This window comes from Streptomyces sp. NBC_01294 (genome assembly GCF_035917235.1).
Lineage (GTDB): Bacteria > Actinomycetota > Actinomycetes > Streptomycetales > Streptomycetaceae > Streptomyces > Streptomyces caledonius.
This window is the reverse complement of sequence record NZ_CP108423.1, coordinates 192,563-210,987: the sequence shown is the minus strand read 5'-3', so window position 1 is coordinate 210,987 and position 18,425 is coordinate 192,563. Positions and strand designations below refer to the sequence as shown.

At 72.1% G+C, this 18,425-nt stretch carries 18 protein-coding genes and 6 pseudogenes; 14 read left to right on the top strand and 10 right to left on the bottom strand.

Annotation, left to right across the window (positions count from 1 at the left end; translation table 11 throughout):
- Positions 1 to 37: 37 nt before the first annotated feature.
- The 4 genes and pseudogenes from OG534_RS01160 to OG534_RS38615 all read left to right on the top strand — a co-directional run bounded on the left by OG534_RS01160 (position 38) and on the right by OG534_RS38615 (position 1,659).
- Positions 38 to 358 (top strand): annotated as a pseudogene (locus tag OG534_RS01160) (ArsR/SmtB family transcription factor).
- 171 nt (positions 359 to 529) lie between these two features.
- Positions 530 to 880 carry a hypothetical protein gene (locus OG534_RS01155; protein ID WP_326586174.1) on the top strand — a complete coding sequence of 117 codons (351 nt, stop codon included), beginning with the start codon at positions 530 to 532 and terminating at the stop codon, positions 878 to 880.
- Positions 861 to 1,286 carry a methyltransferase family protein gene (locus OG534_RS01150; RefSeq protein WP_326586173.1) on the top strand — a complete coding sequence of 142 codons (426 nt, stop codon included), beginning with the start codon at positions 861 to 863 and terminating at the stop codon, positions 1,284 to 1,286. The genes OG534_RS01155 and OG534_RS01150 overlap by 20 nt, the downstream gene beginning before the upstream one ends.
- 112 nt (positions 1,287 to 1,398) lie before the next feature.
- Positions 1,399 to 1,659, top strand: coding sequence for a DUF4158 domain-containing protein (locus OG534_RS38615; protein WP_442807204.1), 261 nt, complete (start codon positions 1,399 to 1,401; stop codon positions 1,657 to 1,659).
- Positions 1,660 to 2,066: 407 nt separating this feature from the next.
- On the opposite strand, the pseudogene OG534_RS01145 reads toward OG534_RS38615, so the two are convergent.
- Positions 2,067 to 2,671, bottom strand: a pseudogene (locus OG534_RS01145) (dihydrofolate reductase family protein); the annotation flags it as partial.
- A 2,345-nt stretch (positions 2,672 to 5,016) separates the two neighbouring features.
- On the opposite strand from OG534_RS01145, the gene OG534_RS38610 reads away from it, so the two are divergent.
- On the top strand, positions 5,017 to 5,784 hold the full coding sequence (locus tag OG534_RS38610) for an MFS transporter (RefSeq protein ID WP_442807020.1): 768 nt from the start codon (positions 5,017 to 5,019) through the stop codon (positions 5,782 to 5,784).
- 255 nt (positions 5,785 to 6,039) lie between these two features.
- Here OG534_RS38610 and OG534_RS01135 read toward each other — a convergent pair whose 3' ends face one another.
- The gene (locus OG534_RS01135) at positions 6,040 to 6,348 is read right to left on the bottom strand and encodes a hypothetical protein (protein WP_326594037.1); all 309 of its coding nucleotides are present in this window, start codon (positions 6,346 to 6,348) and stop codon (positions 6,040 to 6,042) included.
- Positions 6,349 to 6,624: 276 nt separating this feature from the next.
- On the opposite strand from OG534_RS01135, the pseudogene OG534_RS38605 reads away from it, so the two are divergent.
- Positions 6,625 to 6,972 (top strand): annotated as a pseudogene (locus OG534_RS38605) (hypothetical protein); the annotation flags it as partial.
- 22 nt (positions 6,973 to 6,994) lie between these two features.
- Here the strand turns inward: OG534_RS38605 and OG534_RS01130 are convergent.
- Positions 6,995 to 7,492 carry a hypothetical protein gene (locus tag OG534_RS01130; protein ID WP_326594036.1) on the bottom strand — a complete coding sequence of 166 codons (498 nt, stop codon included), beginning with the start codon at positions 7,490 to 7,492 and terminating at the stop codon, positions 6,995 to 6,997.
- On the opposite strand from OG534_RS01130, the pseudogene OG534_RS01125 reads away from it, so the two are divergent.
- Positions 7,383 to 7,811, top strand: a pseudogene (locus OG534_RS01125) (diguanylate phosphodiesterase); the annotation flags it as partial. The gene OG534_RS01130 and the pseudogene OG534_RS01125 sit on opposite strands and share 110 nt — an antisense overlap.
- A 37-nt stretch (positions 7,812 to 7,848) precedes the next feature.
- Here the strand turns inward: OG534_RS01125 and OG534_RS01120 are convergent.
- Positions 7,849 to 8,094 (bottom strand): hypothetical protein, encoded by a 246-nt coding sequence (locus OG534_RS01120; RefSeq protein ID WP_326594034.1) that lies wholly within the window; start codon positions 8,092 to 8,094, stop codon positions 7,849 to 7,851.
- Between OG534_RS01120 and OG534_RS01115 the strand changes: the two genes are divergently transcribed.
- The 6 genes and pseudogenes from OG534_RS01115 (at position 8,055) to OG534_RS01095 (ending at position 11,087) form a co-directional block, all read left to right on the top strand.
- Positions 8,055 to 8,321 carry a helix-turn-helix domain-containing protein gene (locus OG534_RS01115; protein ID WP_326593413.1) on the top strand — a complete coding sequence of 89 codons (267 nt, stop codon included), beginning with the start codon at positions 8,055 to 8,057 and terminating at the stop codon, positions 8,319 to 8,321. The genes OG534_RS01120 and OG534_RS01115 overlap by 40 nt on opposite strands.
- A 1,255-nt stretch (positions 8,322 to 9,576) precedes the next feature.
- The gene (locus tag OG534_RS01110; protein ID WP_326586172.1) at positions 9,577 to 9,939 is read left to right on the top strand and encodes a hypothetical protein; all 363 of its coding nucleotides are present in this window, start codon (positions 9,577 to 9,579) and stop codon (positions 9,937 to 9,939) included.
- 30 nt (positions 9,940 to 9,969) lie between these two features.
- Positions 9,970 to 10,116 carry a helix-turn-helix transcriptional regulator gene (locus tag OG534_RS01105; RefSeq protein WP_442807019.1) on the top strand — a complete coding sequence of 49 codons (147 nt, stop codon included), beginning with the start codon at positions 9,970 to 9,972 and terminating at the stop codon, positions 10,114 to 10,116.
- Positions 10,113 to 10,454: pseudogene (locus tag OG534_RS38600) on the top strand (alcohol dehydrogenase catalytic domain-containing protein); the annotation flags it as partial. The gene OG534_RS01105 and the pseudogene OG534_RS38600, both read left to right, overlap by 4 nt.
- 133 nt (positions 10,455 to 10,587) lie before the next feature.
- Entirely contained in the window at positions 10,588 to 10,797 is a 210-nt protein-coding gene (locus OG534_RS01100) for a hypothetical protein (RefSeq protein ID WP_326586171.1), read from the top strand.
- On the top strand, positions 10,794 to 11,087 hold the full coding sequence (locus tag OG534_RS01095) for a zinc-binding dehydrogenase (RefSeq protein ID WP_326586170.1): 294 nt from the start codon (positions 10,794 to 10,796) through the stop codon (positions 11,085 to 11,087). The genes OG534_RS01100 and OG534_RS01095 overlap by 4 nt, the downstream gene beginning before the upstream one ends.
- Here OG534_RS01095 and OG534_RS01090 read toward each other — a convergent pair.
- A pseudogene (locus OG534_RS01090) lies at positions 11,082 to 12,176 on the bottom strand (endonuclease/exonuclease/phosphatase family protein). The gene OG534_RS01095 and the pseudogene OG534_RS01090 sit on opposite strands and share 6 nt — an antisense overlap.
- A gap of 319 nt (positions 12,177 to 12,495) precedes the next feature.
- Here OG534_RS01090 and OG534_RS01085 point away from each other — a divergent pair.
- Entirely contained in the window at positions 12,496 to 13,272 is a 777-nt protein-coding gene (locus tag OG534_RS01085; protein WP_326586169.1) for an ATP-grasp domain-containing protein, read from the top strand.
- A 65-nt stretch (positions 13,273 to 13,337) separates the two neighbouring features.
- On the opposite strand, the gene OG534_RS01080 is transcribed toward OG534_RS01085, so the two are convergent.
- From OG534_RS01080 to OG534_RS01060, 5 genes are all read right to left on the bottom strand, one after another.
- On the bottom strand, positions 13,338 to 13,976 hold the full coding sequence (locus OG534_RS01080; RefSeq protein WP_326586168.1) for a hypothetical protein: 639 nt from the start codon (positions 13,974 to 13,976) through the stop codon (positions 13,338 to 13,340).
- 146 nt (positions 13,977 to 14,122) lie between these two features.
- A complete protein-coding gene (locus OG534_RS01075) occupies positions 14,123 to 16,132 on the bottom strand; it encodes an RICIN domain-containing protein (RefSeq protein ID WP_326586167.1) in 2,010 nt (669 codons plus the stop codon).
- Between the two features lie 470 nt (positions 16,133 to 16,602).
- Complete coding sequence (locus OG534_RS01070) at positions 16,603 to 17,142, bottom strand: 2'-5' RNA ligase family protein (protein WP_326586166.1); 540 nt, start codon at positions 17,140 to 17,142, stop codon at positions 16,603 to 16,605.
- Between the two features lie 146 nt (positions 17,143 to 17,288).
- Positions 17,289 to 17,840 carry a GNAT family N-acetyltransferase gene (locus OG534_RS01065; RefSeq protein WP_326586165.1) on the bottom strand — a complete coding sequence of 184 codons (552 nt, stop codon included), beginning with the start codon at positions 17,838 to 17,840 and terminating at the stop codon, positions 17,289 to 17,291.
- A 99-nt stretch (positions 17,841 to 17,939) separates the two neighbouring features.
- Positions 17,940 to 18,284, bottom strand: coding sequence for a DUF1398 family protein (locus tag OG534_RS01060; protein ID WP_326586164.1), 345 nt, complete (start codon positions 18,282 to 18,284; stop codon positions 17,940 to 17,942).
- Positions 18,285 to 18,425 lie beyond the last annotated feature (141 nt).

The window sequence follows — 18,425 nt, the reverse complement described above, 5'->3', positions numbered from 1 at the left end:
GTGTACTGTCGTGGGGTGCTGACTCTCCGCCCGTGACATCGAGGTTCTGGCCCGGCCCGGCCCCGCGCGCTCGCCGATCCGATCCGCTGCCGCATCCTGCTCGCCCTGCGCGACGCCCCGCCTGGCTCCTGCCGACCTCGCCGACGCCCTCGGCATTTCCCGCACCCGGCTGCCGAACCATCTGGCGTGCCTGCGCGCACCAGCGGCCTGGTCGTCGCCATGCCCGACGGCCGGGCGGACCCGCTACGAGCTGGCCGACGAACGACTTGGCCACGCGCTGGACGACCTGCGTACGGCCGTGGTGGCCGTCGAGACCGACCGAACGTGCGTCGAAGCCGAGTCGAAGGGCTGCTGCTGATGGCCGCGATATCCGTCGGCCCCGCGCCTCGGCCCCGGCAGGAACGTGCTGGCTTGGGAGGCGAGGCCGCCGCGCAGCCCTCGCCGCCGCCGCCGTCCCGGACCGGGCAGACCGATGGCATGCAGCTGCCGCCCGGGATGCGCTGCTGCACCCCGTCAGAAGGAACCGGAAATGAATGCCTGGGCATGGACCGCACTGCTGCTCTACCTCGGCTGGACGGCCTTCGCCTTCGGCGTTCGCGCCGCCCAGCAACGCCACCGCACCGGTGACACGGGTTTTAGGGGCATCTCCGGCCGCCCCGGCCAGCCCTCATGGTGGGCCGGAGTGCTCTTCGTCGCCGCCCTGCTCGGCGGCGCTGCCGCTCCGGCAGCCGCCCTCGCCGGACTGGGCCCGCTGCCCGGCACCGCCGGCCCCGCCCTGCGCTGGACGGGCCTGGCGATCGCACTGGCCGGACTGGCGGCCACCGCCGCGGCCCAGACGAACATGGGCACCTTCCTGGCGCGTGGGCGTGGACACCGGTGAGCGCACCGCACTGGTCACCGACGGACTGTTCGCCCACGTACGCAACCCGGTCTTCACCGCCATGGTCACCGCGTCGCTCGGCCTGTCCCTGATCGTCCCCAACTGGGTCTCCCTCGTGGCGCTGGCCGCACTGGTCACCGCGATCCAGCTCCAGGTCCGCGTCGTGGAAGAGCCCTACCTCACGACAGCCCACGGCCCGGCCTACGCCCGCTACACCCACCGCACCCGGACGCTTCTTCCCGGCATCGCCGCAGCGCGCCCTCGCCGTGATTGCGACGCCGCACCTGGAGCCGGGGCACAGGTGGCTCACTCCTCCCGGTCGTCCTCGTCATCGAGGTCGGCGGCGCCCGGGTCGCGCAGCGGGCGCAGGCCGCCGCCGACCGGAACGGTGACGCAGAAGCTGTAGCGGCCCAGCACGTTGAGGTTCGCGTGCCGTAGGGGAGAGCCAGGCGACGTCCTCGCCCAGGACGTCGTGCTCCCGCTGATCCAAGAGCAATCTCGGCGCCAACCACGGTTCCATTGGTCCCCGGGGCCGGAGCAGCTTCTTCCGCCTGGACGCGCAGGCGCTCGCCCTGGCCGGTGCGAAGCTGGCCTTCGGACGAGGCCGGCTGGGACGGGCGGTGCAGTGGGGCTGCGCGCGGATGCTCGGGGTGTTCCCGACCGAGGACGTGTCCGTCCGTGCGGCCGCGGTGCGTGCGCTCCGCGAAGCCGAGCAGCTCGGGGATCGTCGGGCCGGACGAGTTCGCCGCGTACGGGGCGCGGCGACAGAACCGGCATGAGTACGCGCAGGGGAACCCACGGGATGTCGCACACCCACACAGTCGACGTCAGCGAACCGCTGACAGCCGCGGCAAGGAGGGTGCGCCCCCGAAATCGGGTCGCCGACCTACCTCGAACCCGGCGACCGGGCGGGCCCCGCCCCCGAAAATCGGCGCGCGCCGAGGTGAAGTCTGCGGCCAGCCTCGACCTCGGCTTTCACCCCGATTTTCGCTCCAGAACTCCTGAAAAACCGCGAGGCTGCGCCGGTGGCTGCGTTTTCGCCGCCACCGGCGGTCGCGCAATCGACACACCACCCGACCTCGCGCAATCGACACTCTCCTGACCGCGCCGGTTCGCCACCCCAAAGGCCATCATCCTGTTCGCGAGTGGACTTCTTCGAACGTACCCGCTCAGATCCAGTCAACGGACGCGCCCGATAGCGCAGGTGAAGCACCCGGTTGCCCTGAATCACCACGTCAGGATCCTCCAACAGGTGCTGCGCGTGGACCGACCCGGAAGTAGCGCCTTGCCGACCCGAGCGCGACGGGTACGACGTCCATGCGCACCTCGTCGACGCAGGCCCGCGTGCAAGCCACCCTGGCCACCGACGTCGCCAGCCGCGACCTCGACCATGCGGTCACCCTGCCAGTTCCTGCGCCTTGGCCACGGCCGCCTCGACGCCGTCGACGAAGTGAAACGGCGCCTCGAAGGGTCCCAGCCCCTCGGGCATCGGCCGGTGCGACACGACGACCACGTGGTCGATCCCGCCCGGAAGGCTTCCTCGTCCCAGCTGGCCGTCCGTCAGGTCCGAGGCAGCGGCGGCCGACGATCGTGACTCCGGATCTCGTCCCAGGTGACGGCCAGGGTGTAGTCGTAGGACGTCACCGTTGACACCTTCAGCTCCGGCCGCCTCTCGTCCAACGGGACGCCGCCTCGCTGGATACCCAGTCGAACAGCGGGTCCAGGCCGGTCATTCTCGTCCGCGACGAAGCCGTCCACCGACACCGAGCTGTACATGACCACCTTGCCCACGGGGCTCTCCTCTGCTTTGGGGTGCCCCAAATTAGCGTGTCGCGAGCTGTCCGCTCTTGCACCAGACCGAGGTGGCGGCAGCGGCCAGCCGTCCAGCGCGTGGCCGGGATGTCTCGCGCAGGAACCGCCGCCGGACTTTCGGCGTGTACCGGGTCGGCGTGGAGCCCGGTGAACGCCCGGAACTCGCGGCCGAAGGCGGGCTCTGGTCGAAGTAGCCTGCGCCACAGGCGAGGTCGCCCCCAGCCGGCGGAGCCAGGGGCATTCAAAAGACTGGCGGCGGCCGCCGCCACACAGGCAGCCTTCAGGTGCAGCCTCTCATCAATGCCGATAGCGTGAATGTGGAGGAATACCTGGAAAGGCTGGAATGACTTCAATGTCGCCATGATGGGATCGGCGGGGGCGCTCGCCGGTCTTGTGATCGTGGCGGCAAGCGTCAACATCGCCGAGGTCGTCAAAGCGCCGTCGCTCACATCGCGACTGGCTGGCGGCATCGCCGGCCTCGTACTGGCGCTCTCCGGCCTCTGCAGTGGGGCCGGTCCCCGAGGTCTCGCCGGTAGTCGTACGGGCTGGCTCAACGGTCGCACTCGCAGTCGGCGCAGGTCTTCTGCAGGTGCAGGCGGCCAAGACGGATCTACGAGAACCGCCACCCCGACAATCACCGTAGATGAAGTTCGGTAAGTCTGCCATCGGCTTTGCGGCGCCATTCGCATACCTCGTCGGTGCCGCGCTCCTTGCTCGCCGGCTCACCACAGGGCATCGTGCTATGGCCTCGCCGCCGGTTCGATCGCCTGCAACCATCACGGCGCTCGTCATCTTCCTGGATCGCGCTGGTCGAAGTCCTGCGCTGAGGAAAGGCGCACGCGTGCCGCACGCATGGGGTCCAGCCTTCGCGGCGGGGTCGACGGCATCATCCGGCCAGCCGCTCGAAGGACTGGTCGTAGCCCCCGCATGAAGTCCCAGCAGCGGTCCGGCTGTTTGCGGACCAGCGAGGCGGAAGATTGCGGGCGCAGGTGCGCCAGGTCGTGCGGGGCGTGCGCGGCAGCGGGAGCAGGGGAGAACGAAAGGCCGCCCGCAGGCAAAGAGTTGACCGAGGCGGCAGGGCCGGCCGCCGCTGAAGCGCGACGACGATGCCCAGGCGCGTTCTCTGCCCCAACGAAGCTGATCCTCTGCCCGAGATTGCCGGTACACCCCGACGAAGGCGAGCCTGCCGCGTAACGGTCACCTCTACGAGGACCCCGCGCCAGTGGTGCCCCGGCATCTGCCCGAAGTCCGGTGAAATGGTCGTGACCGGCAAAGAGCTGACGAACAGCTACGAGTGCGCCTGCGGCACCTGGGCCCGTATCACCCACAAGGACACTCTCGCCCAGCACCCCATGCCAGATTGGGAGCGCTGCCCGCTGTCCGGAGAGCCGAACAGGACGCCGGCCGCTCCCCGGCCTCGTCGTGGACGGGCTGCTGCGCATGGGTCCCACCCGCCCCGCCCGGCCGCAAGGGGACGTTGGCGGGCGGAGCCGGTGCCCAGCAGCGGCGGCTCCAGCGTGTACGCGATCCCGGCCGGCCCTGCCCGGGCCACGGGCGACGGCCACGCTGATCGGGCCGAGCGTTCGACGGCTATTGAGCTTCGGCGCCCGAGGGCGGGGGATCCTCGCCGCATGGGACGTCCAGCGCGGTGGGGGGCCGTCGTCGTGGCGACGCCCGGGCGGGCCGCCGCTCGCCGCCCTCGACGCGTCGGCCCCGGAGAGGTGATCAGGGTGCTGACGTGGGACTTCGTGGTCAGCACCGAACCAGCACGGGAGCCGTGCGCGGTGGCTCTCGAAGCGGGTCGAAATGCGTGTTTCCGGCAGGGAGTCCGTTGTGGGCCTCCGGAGGCCTTGTCGTGCCTGTGTCCGCTTGGTGTGGTGGGCGGGCACACGAGATCGGTTACTCGAATGTGAGGGACCGCCGGCGGTACGGCTGGCCGCCCCGCGAGCTTCACCACGGCGGTGCGGCGACACGGAACGTCCTACGGACCCCCGGAAGTGGTGCACATGGTCTCCCCGGCAACGGCTACGCCGGCCCCGTCCAGGCATCCGGAGAATCGTCGCCGCGAGCCTGATCGGCACCACCATCGAGTGGTACGACTTCTTCCTCTACGGCTCGGCCGCCGCACTGGTCTTCAACGAGCTGTTCTTCCCCGGCAGCGAACCCCTCGTCGGCACCCTCCTCGCCTTCCTCGACCTACGCGATCGGCTTCGCCGCCTGCCCGCTGGGCGGCCTGGTCTTCGTGCACTACGGAGGACAAGATCGGCCGCAGGCGGGCTGCTCGTCCTCGGCTCCGCTCCGCATGGGCGGCGCGGGCCTTCGCCATGGGCCTGCTCCCCACCCACGCGAGCATCGGCGCCGGAGCGCCCGTCCTCCTCACCCTGCTGCGCCTGATCCAGGGCTTCGCGCTCGGCGGCGAGTGGGGCGGCGCGGTCCTGCTCGTCTCCGAGCACGGGGACGACAAGAACCGAGGCTTCTGGGCCTCCTGGCCGCAGGCGGGTGCGCCCGGGGGCAACCTGCTGGCCACCGGCGTACTCGCGCTCCTGGCCGCCGTCCAGTCCGACGAGGCCTTCCTCGCCTGGGGCTGGCGGATCCCCTTCCTGCTCTCCGGCGTGCTGGTGATGACCGGCCTGTGGATCCGGGTGTCCGTCTCCGAGTCCCCGGTGTTCCTGGAGGCGCAGGCCAAGGCCGCGGAGCAGGCGGCCGCCGGGGCCCGGGCCGAAGCACCCATCGCCGAGGTGTTCCGCACGAACTGGCGCGGCGTCCTGACCGCGATCGGCACCCGCCTCGGCGAGAACATCTCGTACTACATCATCACCGCCTTCCTCCTCGTCTACGTCACCAGCCACCTCGGGCTGCCCAAGAGCGACGGCCTGAACGCCGTCCTCATCGGCTCCGCCGTCCACTTCGTGACCATCCCGGCCTGGGGAGCGCTGTCCGACCGCATCGGCCGCCGCAGCGTCACCCTCATCGGCTCCGTGGGCATGATCGGCTGGGCGTTCGTGTTCTTCGCGCTGCTGGACTTCCAAGTCCTTCCTCGTGATCGCCGCGGCCGGGCTACCAAGCCGGGCTGCTCCTGCACGGCGCGATAGCACGGACCGCAGGCGGCCCTTCATCTCCGAGATGTTCGACACCAAGGTCCGCCGGCCTCGGTGCCTCGATGGGATCCCAACTCGCCTCCATCATCGGCGGCGCGCTCGCCCCGATCATCGCCGTGGCCCTGCTCGACGGCTACGGCTCCTCCGTGCCCATCTCTCGATCTATCTCCGCCCGCGGCGGCGGCGGCCGCGACGCTGACCGTCCTGGTGGCCAAGGAGACCCGCGGGCGTAGCCTGGCCGGGAGCAGGTCAGGCCCGGCCGGCGCCGCGGTTCCCGCCCGCCGTCAGGCCGGGAAGGACCAGGTGCCGCCGAGCTGGCTGACCTCCGGCCGGGGCGGTCCGCACTGTCCCACCGCCGTCCGTCGCGTGCGCGGCGCGGCGGGCGGCGGGCCGCCTCGACCGGCGTTCCTCGACCCGTCCGCGTCCCCTCACGCACGGAGAGCGCCCGATGCCCACCACCCGGAAGAACGTGAGCACCGGCGCCAGTACGGGCAGCAGCGTGAGCACCGCCAGCAACACCAGCAACACCAGCACCGCCAGTACCCCCAGTACCGCCACTGATGTGTCCCTCGACCGCGCTGCCGAGTACCTGCGCGAACTCTCCTGGACCTGCTCGACCGGGGCGCGCCGCCCGAGCAGTTCGACGGCTTTGCCGGCCGGCCGCGGCCCAGGGCGGCGACCTCTCCGACGCCGACGCGGCGGCGGTCGCGGAAGCCACCCGGGTCGCGCTGCGCATCCGCCGCACCCTCAGCCAGCACCGCCGCCGCGAAGCCGAACTCGCCGCCCTCTTCGACACCGCCGGCGACCTCGCCTCGGCTCAGGGACCCGGACGCCGTGCTGAAGGCGATCGTCCACCGCGCCAAACTGCTCCTGGGCACGGACGTGACGTACCTGTCCCTCAACGACGACGAAGCGGGCGACACGTGCGTGCGTGGTGACCGACGGGCTCGGTCGTCCGCCGCGTTCCAACAGGTGCGCCCGGGCATGGGGGGAGGGCCTGGGCGGACCGGTCGCGGAGACGGCCTGCCGTCACTTCCACCAAGGCGACTACGCGTCATGGCGACCAGCGCTTCCGGCATGACCACGACCATCGACAGCGCCGTCACGGAGGAGGGGCCTCCGGCCATCCTCGGCGTACCGCTGCGCCTGGGCACCAGGGTGATCGGCGTCCTCTACGCCGCGGGCCGCACCGCTCAGCGCACCTTCACACCGGACGAAGTCGCCCTGCTGTCCTCCCTCGGCCGACCACGCCGCCATCGCCATCGACGGCGCCCGCCTGCTGGACGAGACGCGTACCGCGCTTCGTCGATCTCAACGCGGCCTCGCGGACCATCGAAGCGCACAGCGACGCTGCATGCGCGCTGGAGCCGAGGACGCCCACGACCGGCTGGCCGGCACCCTGGTCCTGCGCGGTGGCGACATCACCGACGTCGCCACCGCCATCGGCGCCGTCCTGCAGGGCGGCACCCTCATCCACGACGCGGAAGGCGCCGAACTCGCCGAGCTGAGCACCGACTTCCCGCCCGCCGTCCGCCCGGGCCGTCGCCGCCTCCACGGGCGGCAGGCGCGCCGTGTCCGTCCACGGAACCTGGGTGTGCGCCGTCCTCGCGGGGCACGAACTGCTCGGCAGCATCGCGCTGACCGGCCGCGCCGACCTCGACGACGCCGACCGCCGCCTCTTCGAACGGGCCAGCGTCGTCACCGCCCTGCTCCTGCTGCTGCGCCGCTCGGTCGCCGAGACCGAGGACCGGGTACGGGGCGAACTGCTGGGAGACCTCCTCACCGGGGCGGCGGACCCGGCCGGCCTGCCGGCCCGCGCCCGCCGACTGGGCGTGAACCTGGACGATCCGCACGCGGTGTTCGTCCTCCACGCCGGCACCGACACCGCGCCCCGGCCACGACTGCTGGCCGCCGCGGCCCGTATCGCCTGGTGCGGGCAGCGCAGGGCCTGGGCCGGGGTGCACCACGACGACGTGGTCCTCGTGTTCCCCGCCGAGGCTCCCGGCCCCGGCGCCGCGAGCCTCGCGAGCGAACTGGGCCAGATCCTCGCCGGTCCCGTCACCGTCGGAGCCGCGGGGGCCGGTCGCGCAGTCCCGCGGAATTCGCCGACGCCCACGCCGAGAAGCCCGCCGCTGCCGGACCGCACTGCGCGCGCTGGGCCGGGAAGGCACCGGGGCGGCCCTGCGCGACCTGGGCTTCCTCGGCGTGCTGCTCGGCGACCAGACGGACCTGGGCGGCTATGTGCGGCGAGACGCTGGGCTCCCGTGCTCGCGTACGACGCCAAGCGGCGGCACCGACCTTCACGCACACGCTCCGGGTGTACTTCGACGACGCGGGCGCGAGCCAGGCCTTGCAGGGCCGCCGAAGCCCTGCACGTCCACGTCAGCACCGTGGTGCAGCGCCTGGATCGCATAGGCCGGCGGCTCGGCCGGGACCGGCAGCGGCCGGAGCCGGGCACCGGAGCTTCAGCTCGCCCTGCGCATCGACCAGGTGGAGCCGCCACGACGATGCCGGGTCGGCCGACCACCTAGCCCCGGAAGCCGTCCCGTGTGGCCGTACGCGTCCCGGTCGTACGGCTACTGCCGCCGGACGCCTGGCGCTCCTCCAGCACGTCCTGGGAGTAAGGCGAGGAGCGATTTCGCGGCGCAACCTCCGGGAACGGCGATCAAGGTGGCGGGGTGGACGGTAGGTGCGGCCGTTACGCTTCCACCCGCAGTCCCGAGGACCTGTCCGGTCTCTTCCAGGCCACGCCCCCGGATGCCGGCGCGCGGACTGCATCCGAGCTGGAACGTCGCCCCACCGGTGCGGTGTGGGCGGTGCTGGAGCGCGCCGACCGGGAGAGAGCGGCGTACTGGAGCGGCGACCGCGTCCCCTGCGGTGGGGAGCGTGGTGCCGCTTCGCGGCTCGAAGAGCGCGTCCAGTGGCGCGAAGATGATCCAACGCGCGGGTGGAGACGGTGCACGAGAAGCCCGCGTACCGGCGGGCCCTTCGCCAAGCGCCGGTGTCTGCAAGCCGGCCGGGCGGGTTCTCACGAATGATGGGAGGCCGTTCCCGCCTTCCGACGACCGCGAAGGCAGTACAGGCGGCCAGTGCCACATCCGCCCCGAGGACGGCGAGGTGATGGCGATGGCGGGGCCGTACGGAGGTTCTGGCGCGACCCCGCCGCTCGCCGGACGACTGCCGATCCGGCGGCGTGGCGGGCGACCTGCACCATCATCACCACCGAGGCCACCGACGCGGCCCGCCCGCGTCCACCCCTCGCACGCCGCTCGCCCTGGCCCCGGCCGACTACGAGGTCCTGGCTCGACCCGTCCCACCAGGACCCGCACGAGCTGCGCGCCCTGCTTCGCGGCTCCCTGCGGGCGGCCGGCTGGACGTCCGCGCGGTGTCGACCGCGGTCAACAGCGTGCGCAACAGCGGGCCCGGAGCTCCCCGGACGAGGTTCCTCGCCCCGGGCCGCTGACACGCCCCCCGCCTCCGCACCCCCTCTCCTTCCCGTAGTGCGCTCGGCGCGCCGCCGTGCGCACCACCCTCCACCGTCTGCACACCCCGCCCCTTCGCGCGCACCGACCTCGGCCGAGCGGCGGCAAAGACATTGACACCATGTCCTGCTTGCTTGACACTGCGGGCGTCGGGTTTCCTTTGCATGCGGGAGTGGCGGTGGCGGTCGAGGAGGAGAAACGCGCGTGGATCATGATCGTGGTCACGGTCGCCGCCGTACGCGGCGTACCTGATCGTCGTACCAGGGCGGTCCCGGGACGGGCCCCTCGGCCCAGGGAGCCGTACGTGTCCGCGCTGCTGGACGGTCGGCGCGGCGATCGTCGCCTCGATCGCGCTGCACATCACGGTGGCCCTCCTCTCGCCCGAGGAGGAGAAGACCAGGACCAGCGCGACCGGGAGATCCACCACTTCGGTGAGTACATCGGCCAGTCGTTCGTCGTGATCGGCGGCGTGGCCGGGCTCGTCCTGGCGATGGCCGAGGTGGACCAGTTCTGGATCGCCAACGCCATCTACCTGGCGTTCGTCCTGTCCGCGCTGCTCGGGTCCGCAGCGAAGATCGTCGCCTACCGGCTGGGCTTTCCAGCCGTGGTGAGGCCCGCGCGTCACCAGTCCTCGATCCGCCCCGCGCTTCAGCCAACGGCGAGATGACGCGAGGCCGAACTCGCCCGCCGCATCGGAGTGACCCGTCAGACCGTCATCGCCATCGAACAGGGCCGGTATTCGCCCTCCCTGGAGAAGGCGTTCCAGATCGCCCGTGTGTTCGCGGTACCGCTCGACGCAGTGTTCCAGTACTCCGTGACCGAGGCAGAGGGAGACGACGCATGATGAAGGCCATCGTCCAGGACACCTACGGACCGCCCGCGGTCCTGCGGCTCGAGGAGCCGGACCGGCCCGTGCCGGGCCGCGGAGGTGCTCGTTGCGGGTCCACGCGGGCCGGCAAGGCCGACCAGGGCGTCTGGCACCTGATGGCGGGCATGCCGTACGCACTGCGCGCCATGGGGTTCGGGCTGCGGGCGCCCAAGGTGCGCGTGCGCGGCATGGACGTCGCGGGGCAGGTGGAGGCCGTCGGCCCGGACGTCACGCGCTTCCAGCCGGGCGACGAGGTGTACGGCAGCTGCGACGGCTCGTTCGCCGAGTACGCGTGTGCCAAGGAGGACGCGCTCGCGCCGAAGCCGCGCAACATCGGCTTCGCGGAAGCCGCGGCCGTGCCCGTTTCCGCGTGCACCGCCCTGAAGGCCCTGCGCGACAGCGGACGGGTCGAGGCCAGCGCGTCCTCGGCCAGGGGCGCGGCCAGGTGTGGGCACCTTCGCCCTGCAGCTGGCCAAGGCGCTGCGGGGCGCGTCACCCGGGGTCTGCAGCGGCGCCAAGGCGGACCTGGTCCGCTCCATCGGTGCCGACGAGGTCCTCGACTACGCGCACACGGACCCCACCGACGGCAGCCGTCGCTACGACCTCATCCTCGACATCGCGGGCAACCGACCCGTCTCGCGGCTCCGCCGCGCGTGACCGCCCGCGGGACCCTCGTCATCGTCGGCGGGGAAGGCGGCGGCCGGTGGATCGGCGGCAACGAGCGGCAGTTGGGCGTGCTCCTGATGTCGCCGTTCGTCGGCCACCGCCTTCGCGCACTCGCCGCCATGGAGCACCACCACAGCGAGCTCCAGGTCCTCACGGAACTCATCGAGGCCGGCTCGGTGACCCCCGTCGTCGACCGGACCTACCCGCTGGCCGAGGTACCCGATGCCATCCGCTACCTGAGAGAGGGCCACGTACGCGGGAAGATCGTGATCCGGCTATGACGCGCCGAGCGTGATGCGGGCGGCGATCGGCAGGTGATCGCTGCCGGTGGCGGGCAGGGTCCAGACCTCGGCGGCGGTGGCCGAGCGGGTCAGGATCTGGTCGATCCGGACACCGGGACCGCCGCCGCCAGCTGAAGGCGAGTCCCCGCCGGGGCGCCTGCAGCTGCGAGGTGACCGGGGCGAGGCCCCGGTCGTCCACCGTGCTGTTGAGATCGCCCAGCAGCACCACCCGTTCCAGCTCCTCCGCGGCGATGGCCGCGCCCAGCAGCCGTGCGCTCTCGTCGCGCAGGCCGGAAGCGAAGCCGCTCGCCCGGATGCGGACCGAGGGCAGGTGGGCGACGTACACGGCGATCTCGCCCCGTGGCGTGCGCACGCCGGTCCGCAGGCCGCGGCTCCAGCCCTCCCCGATCCCCGCCGGTTTGATGTCCAGGCGCCGGACGCCCGTCAGCGGGTACTTCGACCAGAGCCCGACCGTGCCCTCGACCGCGTGATGGGGGTACTCCGCTGCCAGGGCCGCCCGGTAGGCCGGCAGGGCCGCGGGCGTCAGCTCCTCCAGGGCGATCAGATCCGGTGCGGACGCGATCAGGGCGTTCGCGGTGCCGCGGGATCGGGGTTCTCGTCGCCGACGTTGTGCTGGAGCGCCGTGATGTCGTGTGCGCCGCGGTCCGCGGGGAGGAGGAGCCCGCCGAAGAGGTGGGCCCACGCGGCCGCGGGCAGCAGCAGGGCCACCAGCGCGGTGGCCGAGCGGTGTACGAGTGCCCAGACGAGCAGGACCGGAACCGCCAGGCCGAGCCAGGGCAGGAAGGCCTCCAGCAGACTGCCCAGCCGGCCCACGGCATTGGGCACGGCGGAGTGGAACGCCAGCAGGCCGGCGGTCAGGGCGGCGAGCGACGCGGGAACGCGCCCGCGCGCCCAGCGAGACCGGCTTCGTGCGTCCCCGCCTCGTGCGTTCCTGCTTCGCGCGTCCCTGCCCCGTTGCGACAGGCCGGTGCGACGCCCGCCGCTGCTCGCCCGCTCCGCCAATGCCCCGCCCGTCCGCCGTCCGCCGTCCGCCGTCCGCCTCGGACCGGTTTCCCGTCCCGCAGCCATGAGCACGACGTTGCCCGGTACGACGCATGATCCGGTGCTCGGGGTTCCCACCCGCCGGAGGCCCGTCACCGCAGGCCATCACCGCATGCCGTCAGCGCAGTCCGCCACCGCGGGCACCACCGCGGGGCGCCGCGCGGGGCGTGTGGAAGAGTGCGCCGGGGGTCCGGCCGCACGGAGCGGCCCTGGACGTGACGACGACGGGAGAGTCGGATGGGTGCGGCAAGGATCGCGGTCGTGACGAGCGACACCGGTGCCGACGAGGACGCGGACCTCCCGCTGATCCTCGGGGCTGCGCGCGGCGGGCCTGTCCGCGGAGGCGGTGGCCTGGGGCGCGGGCCCGCAGGCGTGCGAGCGGTTCGATCTGGCGGTCATCCGGTCGACCTGGGACTACGCGGGACGCCTGGGCGAGTTCCTGGCATGGGCCGACGCGACGGCCCGGGTCACGCGGCTGTGGAACCCGGCCCCGCTCGTGCGCTGGAACAGCGACAAGCGCTATCTGCTGGAACTCGCCGAACGCGGAGTCCCCGTCGTGCCGACGCGGTTCGTCGAACCGGGCGGACACTGCGACGAAGAGGACTTCGACGCGGCGCACGGAGTGGTGGTCAAGCCCGCGGTCTCCTCGGGCGCGCGTGACACCGCTCGCTACGAGCCCGGCCACGGGGCGGACGCCCTGCGCCATGCCCGGATGCTGCTGGACCAGGGCCGCACCGCGATGGTCCAGCCGTATCTGCCCCTCGTGGAAGAGGGGGAGCGCGCCCTGGTGTTCTTCGCCGGGGAGTTCAGCCACGCGATCCGCAAGCAGCCCCTGCTGACCGAGGCGGGGCTGATCGACAACTTCCGGGTGCCGCACCCCGGGGCAGCCCCCTACGAGCCCTCCGAGGCGGAACTCCGTACGGCGCGGGCGGCGCTGGCCGCGGTTCCGCCCCCGGGCGACCTGTTGTTCGCCCGGGTGGACCTGGCACTGGACGGGGCCAGGGAACCGGTGGTCATGGAACTGGAGCTCATCGAGCCGAACCTGTTCCTGCGGATCAACCCGCAGGGGCTGAAGCACTTCGTCGAGGCCGTGACGGCCGCGGGCCGGGACGCCACGGCGTAGCCGTCGGCCCCGGCCGCCCCATCGACCGTTACACCTGCCTTCTGCCTTCTGCCTTCTGCTTCCTGCTACCCGAGCCGTCCGAGGCGCGTCCGGCGGCGGCGCAACAGGAGCCCGACGGCTGCTCCGGCCAGGGCCGTCACCGCCACACCCGCCGTGGTCCACCAGACGGCCTGCCCCTCGGTCTCGGCGGCCGGTCCCTGCTTCGGCGACGAAGCCGTGGCGGACGCGGCGGAAGCCGAGGCGGAAGACGACGGCGGCGTGGCGGACGGCGCGACGGGAGCCGGGGCGGAAGCGGCCGGGGTGCCGGTACCGGTGCCCGGGGCCGGGTCCACCACGGGTACGCCGACTTCGAGTTCGCCGTGTCCCAGGGCCGGGAACCCGACGTCGACGCTGACCTTCCAGGTACCCGGCGGCAGGGCCTCGGCCGTGGTCCAGCCGGCCGGGGCCGCAGCGGGGTCGCGGATCAGGCGCCAGGGCCCCAGGGTGCGGGTGCCGTCCACGCTGACCGCGTTCACAGTGGCGGCGACGGTCTCGTCGATGGCGTCCCCGTCGTTCTCCCAGGTGATGTCGGCGGTGACACGGCCCTCCCGCTGCCCGGTCACCACCACCTTCAAGGTGTCGCCGTGGGCGTGGGCCGTGGCGGGGGTCAGGAACATGAGGCCGAGTGCGGTCAAGGCGGCCGAGAGAGCGATTCGTATGCGCATCGTCGGGGTGCTCCGGTCGAGATGAGGGGACCGGCGGACGGCCGCGTGGGGCGGCCGTCCGCCGGGGCGGGGCGGGTTCACGGCGTCACGACGCCGGGGCGTCAGCGAGTTGGTGAGCCGGTGATTCAGCGGAGTCGCGGCTGTGCTCAGCCGGTCTTCTGGAGGGACCAGGCCTGCGCCGCGCGGCCGTCCGCACGCTGGAGGTCGAGCAGCCAGTTCCCGTAGTAGGGGCGGTTGCTCACGGTGAGGGCGAAGCCGCCGCCCGGGTCCGTGACCGTCACCGTGCCACCGCGGGACGTCAGCCGCCAGGCCTGCGCCCCGTTGCCGTTGTTGCAGGGCTGCTGGGCGACCCACATGCCCGCGGCGGGCGTGCCGCCGGGCTGCAGGCACTTGCCGGAGACCGCGGACCGGATGCGGACCTGGCCGTTGCCGGCGTCGTCGAAGTACCACTGCTGCTGCGCGTACCCGTTGGTGCGGCCCCCGACGAGGACCGTGCCGTCGGCGGTGCGGCCGCCCCACAGCTCGGCGGCCATGCCGGTGCTGCCGTTGCCGAGCACGTACCGGGCGCCCGGCGTGGTCGCGCCGCCGCCCGCCCCCGTCGTACGGAAGGACGCGGCCTTGCCGGGTCCGCTGTCACGGCCGGAGCCGTCGCGGACGGAGACGGTGACCGTGTACGAGGTGTTGGGCTGGAGGTTGTAAATGCGCAGCACCTGGGACTGGACCCACGTCAGGTGCTTGCCGTTCAGCATGACCTGGTACCAGGCGGCGCCCTCGACCTTGGGCCAGCTCACCACGACGGAGTCCGGCCGGATGTCGCCGGCCGTCGCGGCCGGGCCGCCGGTGGGCTTCTTCGTCGGGGTCGGCGTGGGCTTCTTGGTCGGCGTGGGCGTCGGGTTGGGGTTCGGACCCGGGTCGGTTCCGCCACCGCCCTTCGTACGCATCAGGAACTGGTTGTCCGCGATGTTCCAGTGCGTGGCCAGGTAGCTTCCGGCCTTGGGACTGGTGTGGAAGTAGTCGTCGTGGTTGCAGTCCAGGATGTTCTCGGACGCCTGGTTGGTGCAGATGTTGCGCATCTGCGGGTAGTAGGGCGTGTCCGAGTAGCACATGACGTCCCACTCGTCCGTGCAGTGGGCGCCGCGGCTGGTGTTCGGGGCGCTGTTGTTGACCGCGCCCAGGTTGTGGCCGAGCTCGTGCGCGGCGGTGTGGCCGCCCCAGCAGCCGGAGTCCGTACGGCCGTAGGACGGGCCGAAGTTGCTCTGGTTGGCCTGGCCGGGACGCTCGTCGCCCGCGAAGGTGCCGATGCCGCAGTAGACCTGGGAGTCGGCGAAGATCATGTACTTGCGGTCGCGACGGTCGAGGCCCTTGGCGGCGAGCGCGTTGTTGGTCGCGCTGAACTCGCCCAGTGCCGAGGCCGGGAGCTCGATGTTGAGCACGGTGGGGGTGCAGTCGGCGGCCGTCACGTAGCGGATGTGGCGTACTCCGCCGGTCTCCTGGGCGCTCGCCGAGTAGATGAGGTCGGCGTCGGCCGCCCACTTGCGGAACGAGGCGACGTACTCGGAGTAGCGGTCCTTGCCGGGGGCGTGGACGTACACGACCTGCACGCGATTGCCGGTGCTGCCGTCGCCTTCGCACTGGACGGTCTGGCCCGCAGGACCCGCGGCGACGCTCTGGCCGGCGGACGAGGCCGCCGGCTCGGGTGCGGTGGCCTTGGTGGCGGCGGCGTCCGCGGCGGGCGCGTCCTGAGGACGCCCGCCGCCTTCCTTGGTGGCCGGGTCCTCGGCCGCGGGGCGGGCCGGATCGGCCGCCGGAGCCGTCTCCTTGACGGCGGGCGCGACCTCCTTCGTGATGTCCACGCCCTTGGGCGGGGCGTCGGGTCCGTGGGTGCACAGGCCGGTGTCGGTGCGGTACACGCCGACGCACCGGTCGCCCTTCGGTGCGGCTTCGAGACCGTCGTAAACCATGCCGCGCGCGCCCTCGTTGGCGGGTGCGGCCGCGATCGGTTCCGGCTCATGGTCCCGGGCGGGTGCGGAGGCCGGTGCGGCGGCCTCCGCGGCCTGGACGGGCGCCACCGCCTGGGCGCCGTCGCCGAGCCCGGAGTAGGCGATGCCTGCGGCGATCACCGCCGCCGTTGCCGTGGCGGCGGTGATGAGTATCAACCGCCGGGGTTTGCGGCGGTGGTCGGCGGCGGTAGGCCGTCTACGACGTCCTGTCATGGGCACCTCAAATCGTTGTCGGATGACTGGGTGCGCGGAAGCCTGCCAGACGAATGCCGCGGAGAATTCGGACAAAGGGGAGCGTGCTGCGAGAAATCATTCCGTTACCTGTCGGTCTGATTTGACGAACACTCAACTCTCAATAAATAAAGGCGAGTTACGCGCGTCGCGCCCCAATGGTCCAGGCCTTTCCGGGTGGGTTGTTATCAAATCGAGATATGGAGGGCGGGCTTATTGACGGGAATTCAGTCAGGAATTCACCTAATTACTACCTGCCGAATTCCCTCCGTCACGACCGGTGAGGGAACCCCTCGTGCGCACGGCCTCGCACCGCCGCGGATCCTCGCGGGGCGCACAGGAGTTCCTGCCGGACGGGCGGGTCCGGCCGTGGTGGTACGGGGGTTGAGGTCTGCTCATCCTCCGAGTGCGAACGACGCCCGTACGTGCCACTTGGAGCCGTCGTGCACCAGGAGCTCGACCGACGCCACGTGAGACGTGAGCGGGAGCTGGTTGATCAGTTCGGCCTCGATGTCCTGCAGGGCGGCGTCTTCCTGACCTTGAGCGATGGTCAGGTGCGGCACGACCTCGGTGAACCGGCCGCCGTACGGCGGAGCCTCGGGCCAACGAGCCGCGATCGCCTCGGTGAGCCGCCGCAAGGGCGTGTCCGGCTCGGGGGCGAGGTACAGCACTTCCGGGAATCGCCCGCACGTCTCGAACCGCAGGTCGAAGGCCTGGTGGCTGCTCAGTACGTCCGCGAGGGCTGCGTGGACGAGCGCATCTATTCGGCTCTCGTCGAGGAACGGGAAGAGCACGGTGACATGTGCCGGAATGCCGGCTCGGGCTGAGGGGGCGAGCCGTTCGCGCCACGCGCGGACGGCCGGTTCTGCTTCCGGGATCCGGACGATGAGTCCCGTCTGGCCCGCCAGGAAGGTGCTGGTGCTGTCATGCGTCATGACGCCGCATGGTGTCACCCTGCCGCAGGCGGCACGGCACCTTTTCCTGCACGGTCACGACCGTCGCCGCAGAGTCGATGTCCCGGTGCCGGTCCGGCCCTTCGGGGGGCGGGATCGCGACTCGCGCGCTCGGCGGTTGGTCGGCCCTACCGTGTGACGGGCCGCTGGACCCCGCTCGGGATTCGGTACACGACGTTCGCGCGCAGTGGTCCGTCGGGCACGCTGAGGTCGTCGAAGTCTGCGGCCGGGTCGTGCGTCATGCCGATGCGGCGCATCACCGCCTGCGAGCGGACGTTGGTGGCCGTCGTCACCGCAAGGATCTCCGGCAGGGCGAGGGTCTCGAACCCGAAGGCCACAGCGGCCAGGGCGGCTTCGGTGGCGAAGCCGTGCCCCCAGGCCGAGCGGGCCAGGCGCCAGCCGGCCTCCACTCCCGTGAACGGCATGTCCTCATCCACCGGGTCCAGCCCGGCGAACCCGATGAACTCACCGGTGGCCGCCACCTCGACTGCCCACCAACCCCAGCCCCGCTGGTCGATGTCGGCCTGGAAGCGAGCCGCGGACGCCTCGCTCTGCTCCCGCGTGAGCACGCCGGGAAAGTACTCGCGGACCTCGGGGTCGGCGTTCAGCGCGGCCCAGGGTTCGAGATCGGACTCGCGCCATCCGCGGAGCACAAGACGTTCGGTTCGCAACTCAGACATCGGGCCAATCTAGCAAGATCATCGGCGCGGAGCGATCGAGTAGGTCGAGGCGCGGGCGCGGTGGGCATGCCGGCCGCGGTCGCCGCGTTTGTCGCCCGGTCAGATGTCGACGGCGGGGTAGGCCTCGGTGTAGCCGGCGCCGTCGGCTCCGTAGTAGGAGCAGGTCCGTGCGTTCAGGTCGACGTCGTACCAGACGACACCGGCCTCCCAGCAGCCCTGGACGAACTCCGGGAACGTGGTCTCCCCGGCCTGGTCGCGCCGCAGCGCGGCCACGAGGGCTTCGCGGTCGAAGGGGGCGACGTTGACCATGCCGGTGCACAGCGGTTCGCCCTGGACGGCGACCGGCCCCGCGCCGGTGAGGTAGAGCATGGCGTTGGAGGGCACGGCCATCCGGCAGTGGCTGACGCCGGCCCGGCGCAGCGTCTCGGCGAGGCAGGGAGCCACCGACCTTCAGCCGGACGGCGGACGCCCGCTCCAGAGCGTCGCGGAGGAGCCGCTGACCGTCGCGCGGGCCGCCCGCCGCCTCGGGATCGCCCGTCAGGGGGACCAGCGCGTCGCCAACGACCTCGTCCGCGAGGCCTTGGC

Coding starts and splice junctions, on each gene's coding strand:
- OG534_RS01080 (WP_326586168.1), bottom strand. CDS start 13,976: ATGCGCATACGAATCGCTCTCTCGGCCGCCTTGACCGCACTCGGCCTC.
- OG534_RS01155 (WP_326586174.1), top strand. CDS start 530: ATGAATGCCTGGGCATGGACCGCACTGCTGCTCTACCTCGGCTGGACG.
- OG534_RS01065 (WP_326586165.1), bottom strand. CDS start 17,840: ATGTCTGAGTTGCGAACCGAACGTCTTGTGCTCCGCGGATGGCGCGAG.
- OG534_RS01070 (WP_326586166.1), bottom strand. CDS start 17,142: ATGACGCATGACAGCACCAGCACCTTCCTGGCGGGCCAGACGGGACTC.
- OG534_RS38610 (WP_442807020.1), top strand. CDS start 5,017: ATGGGCCTGCTCCCCACCCACGCGAGCATCGGCGCCGGAGCGCCCGTC.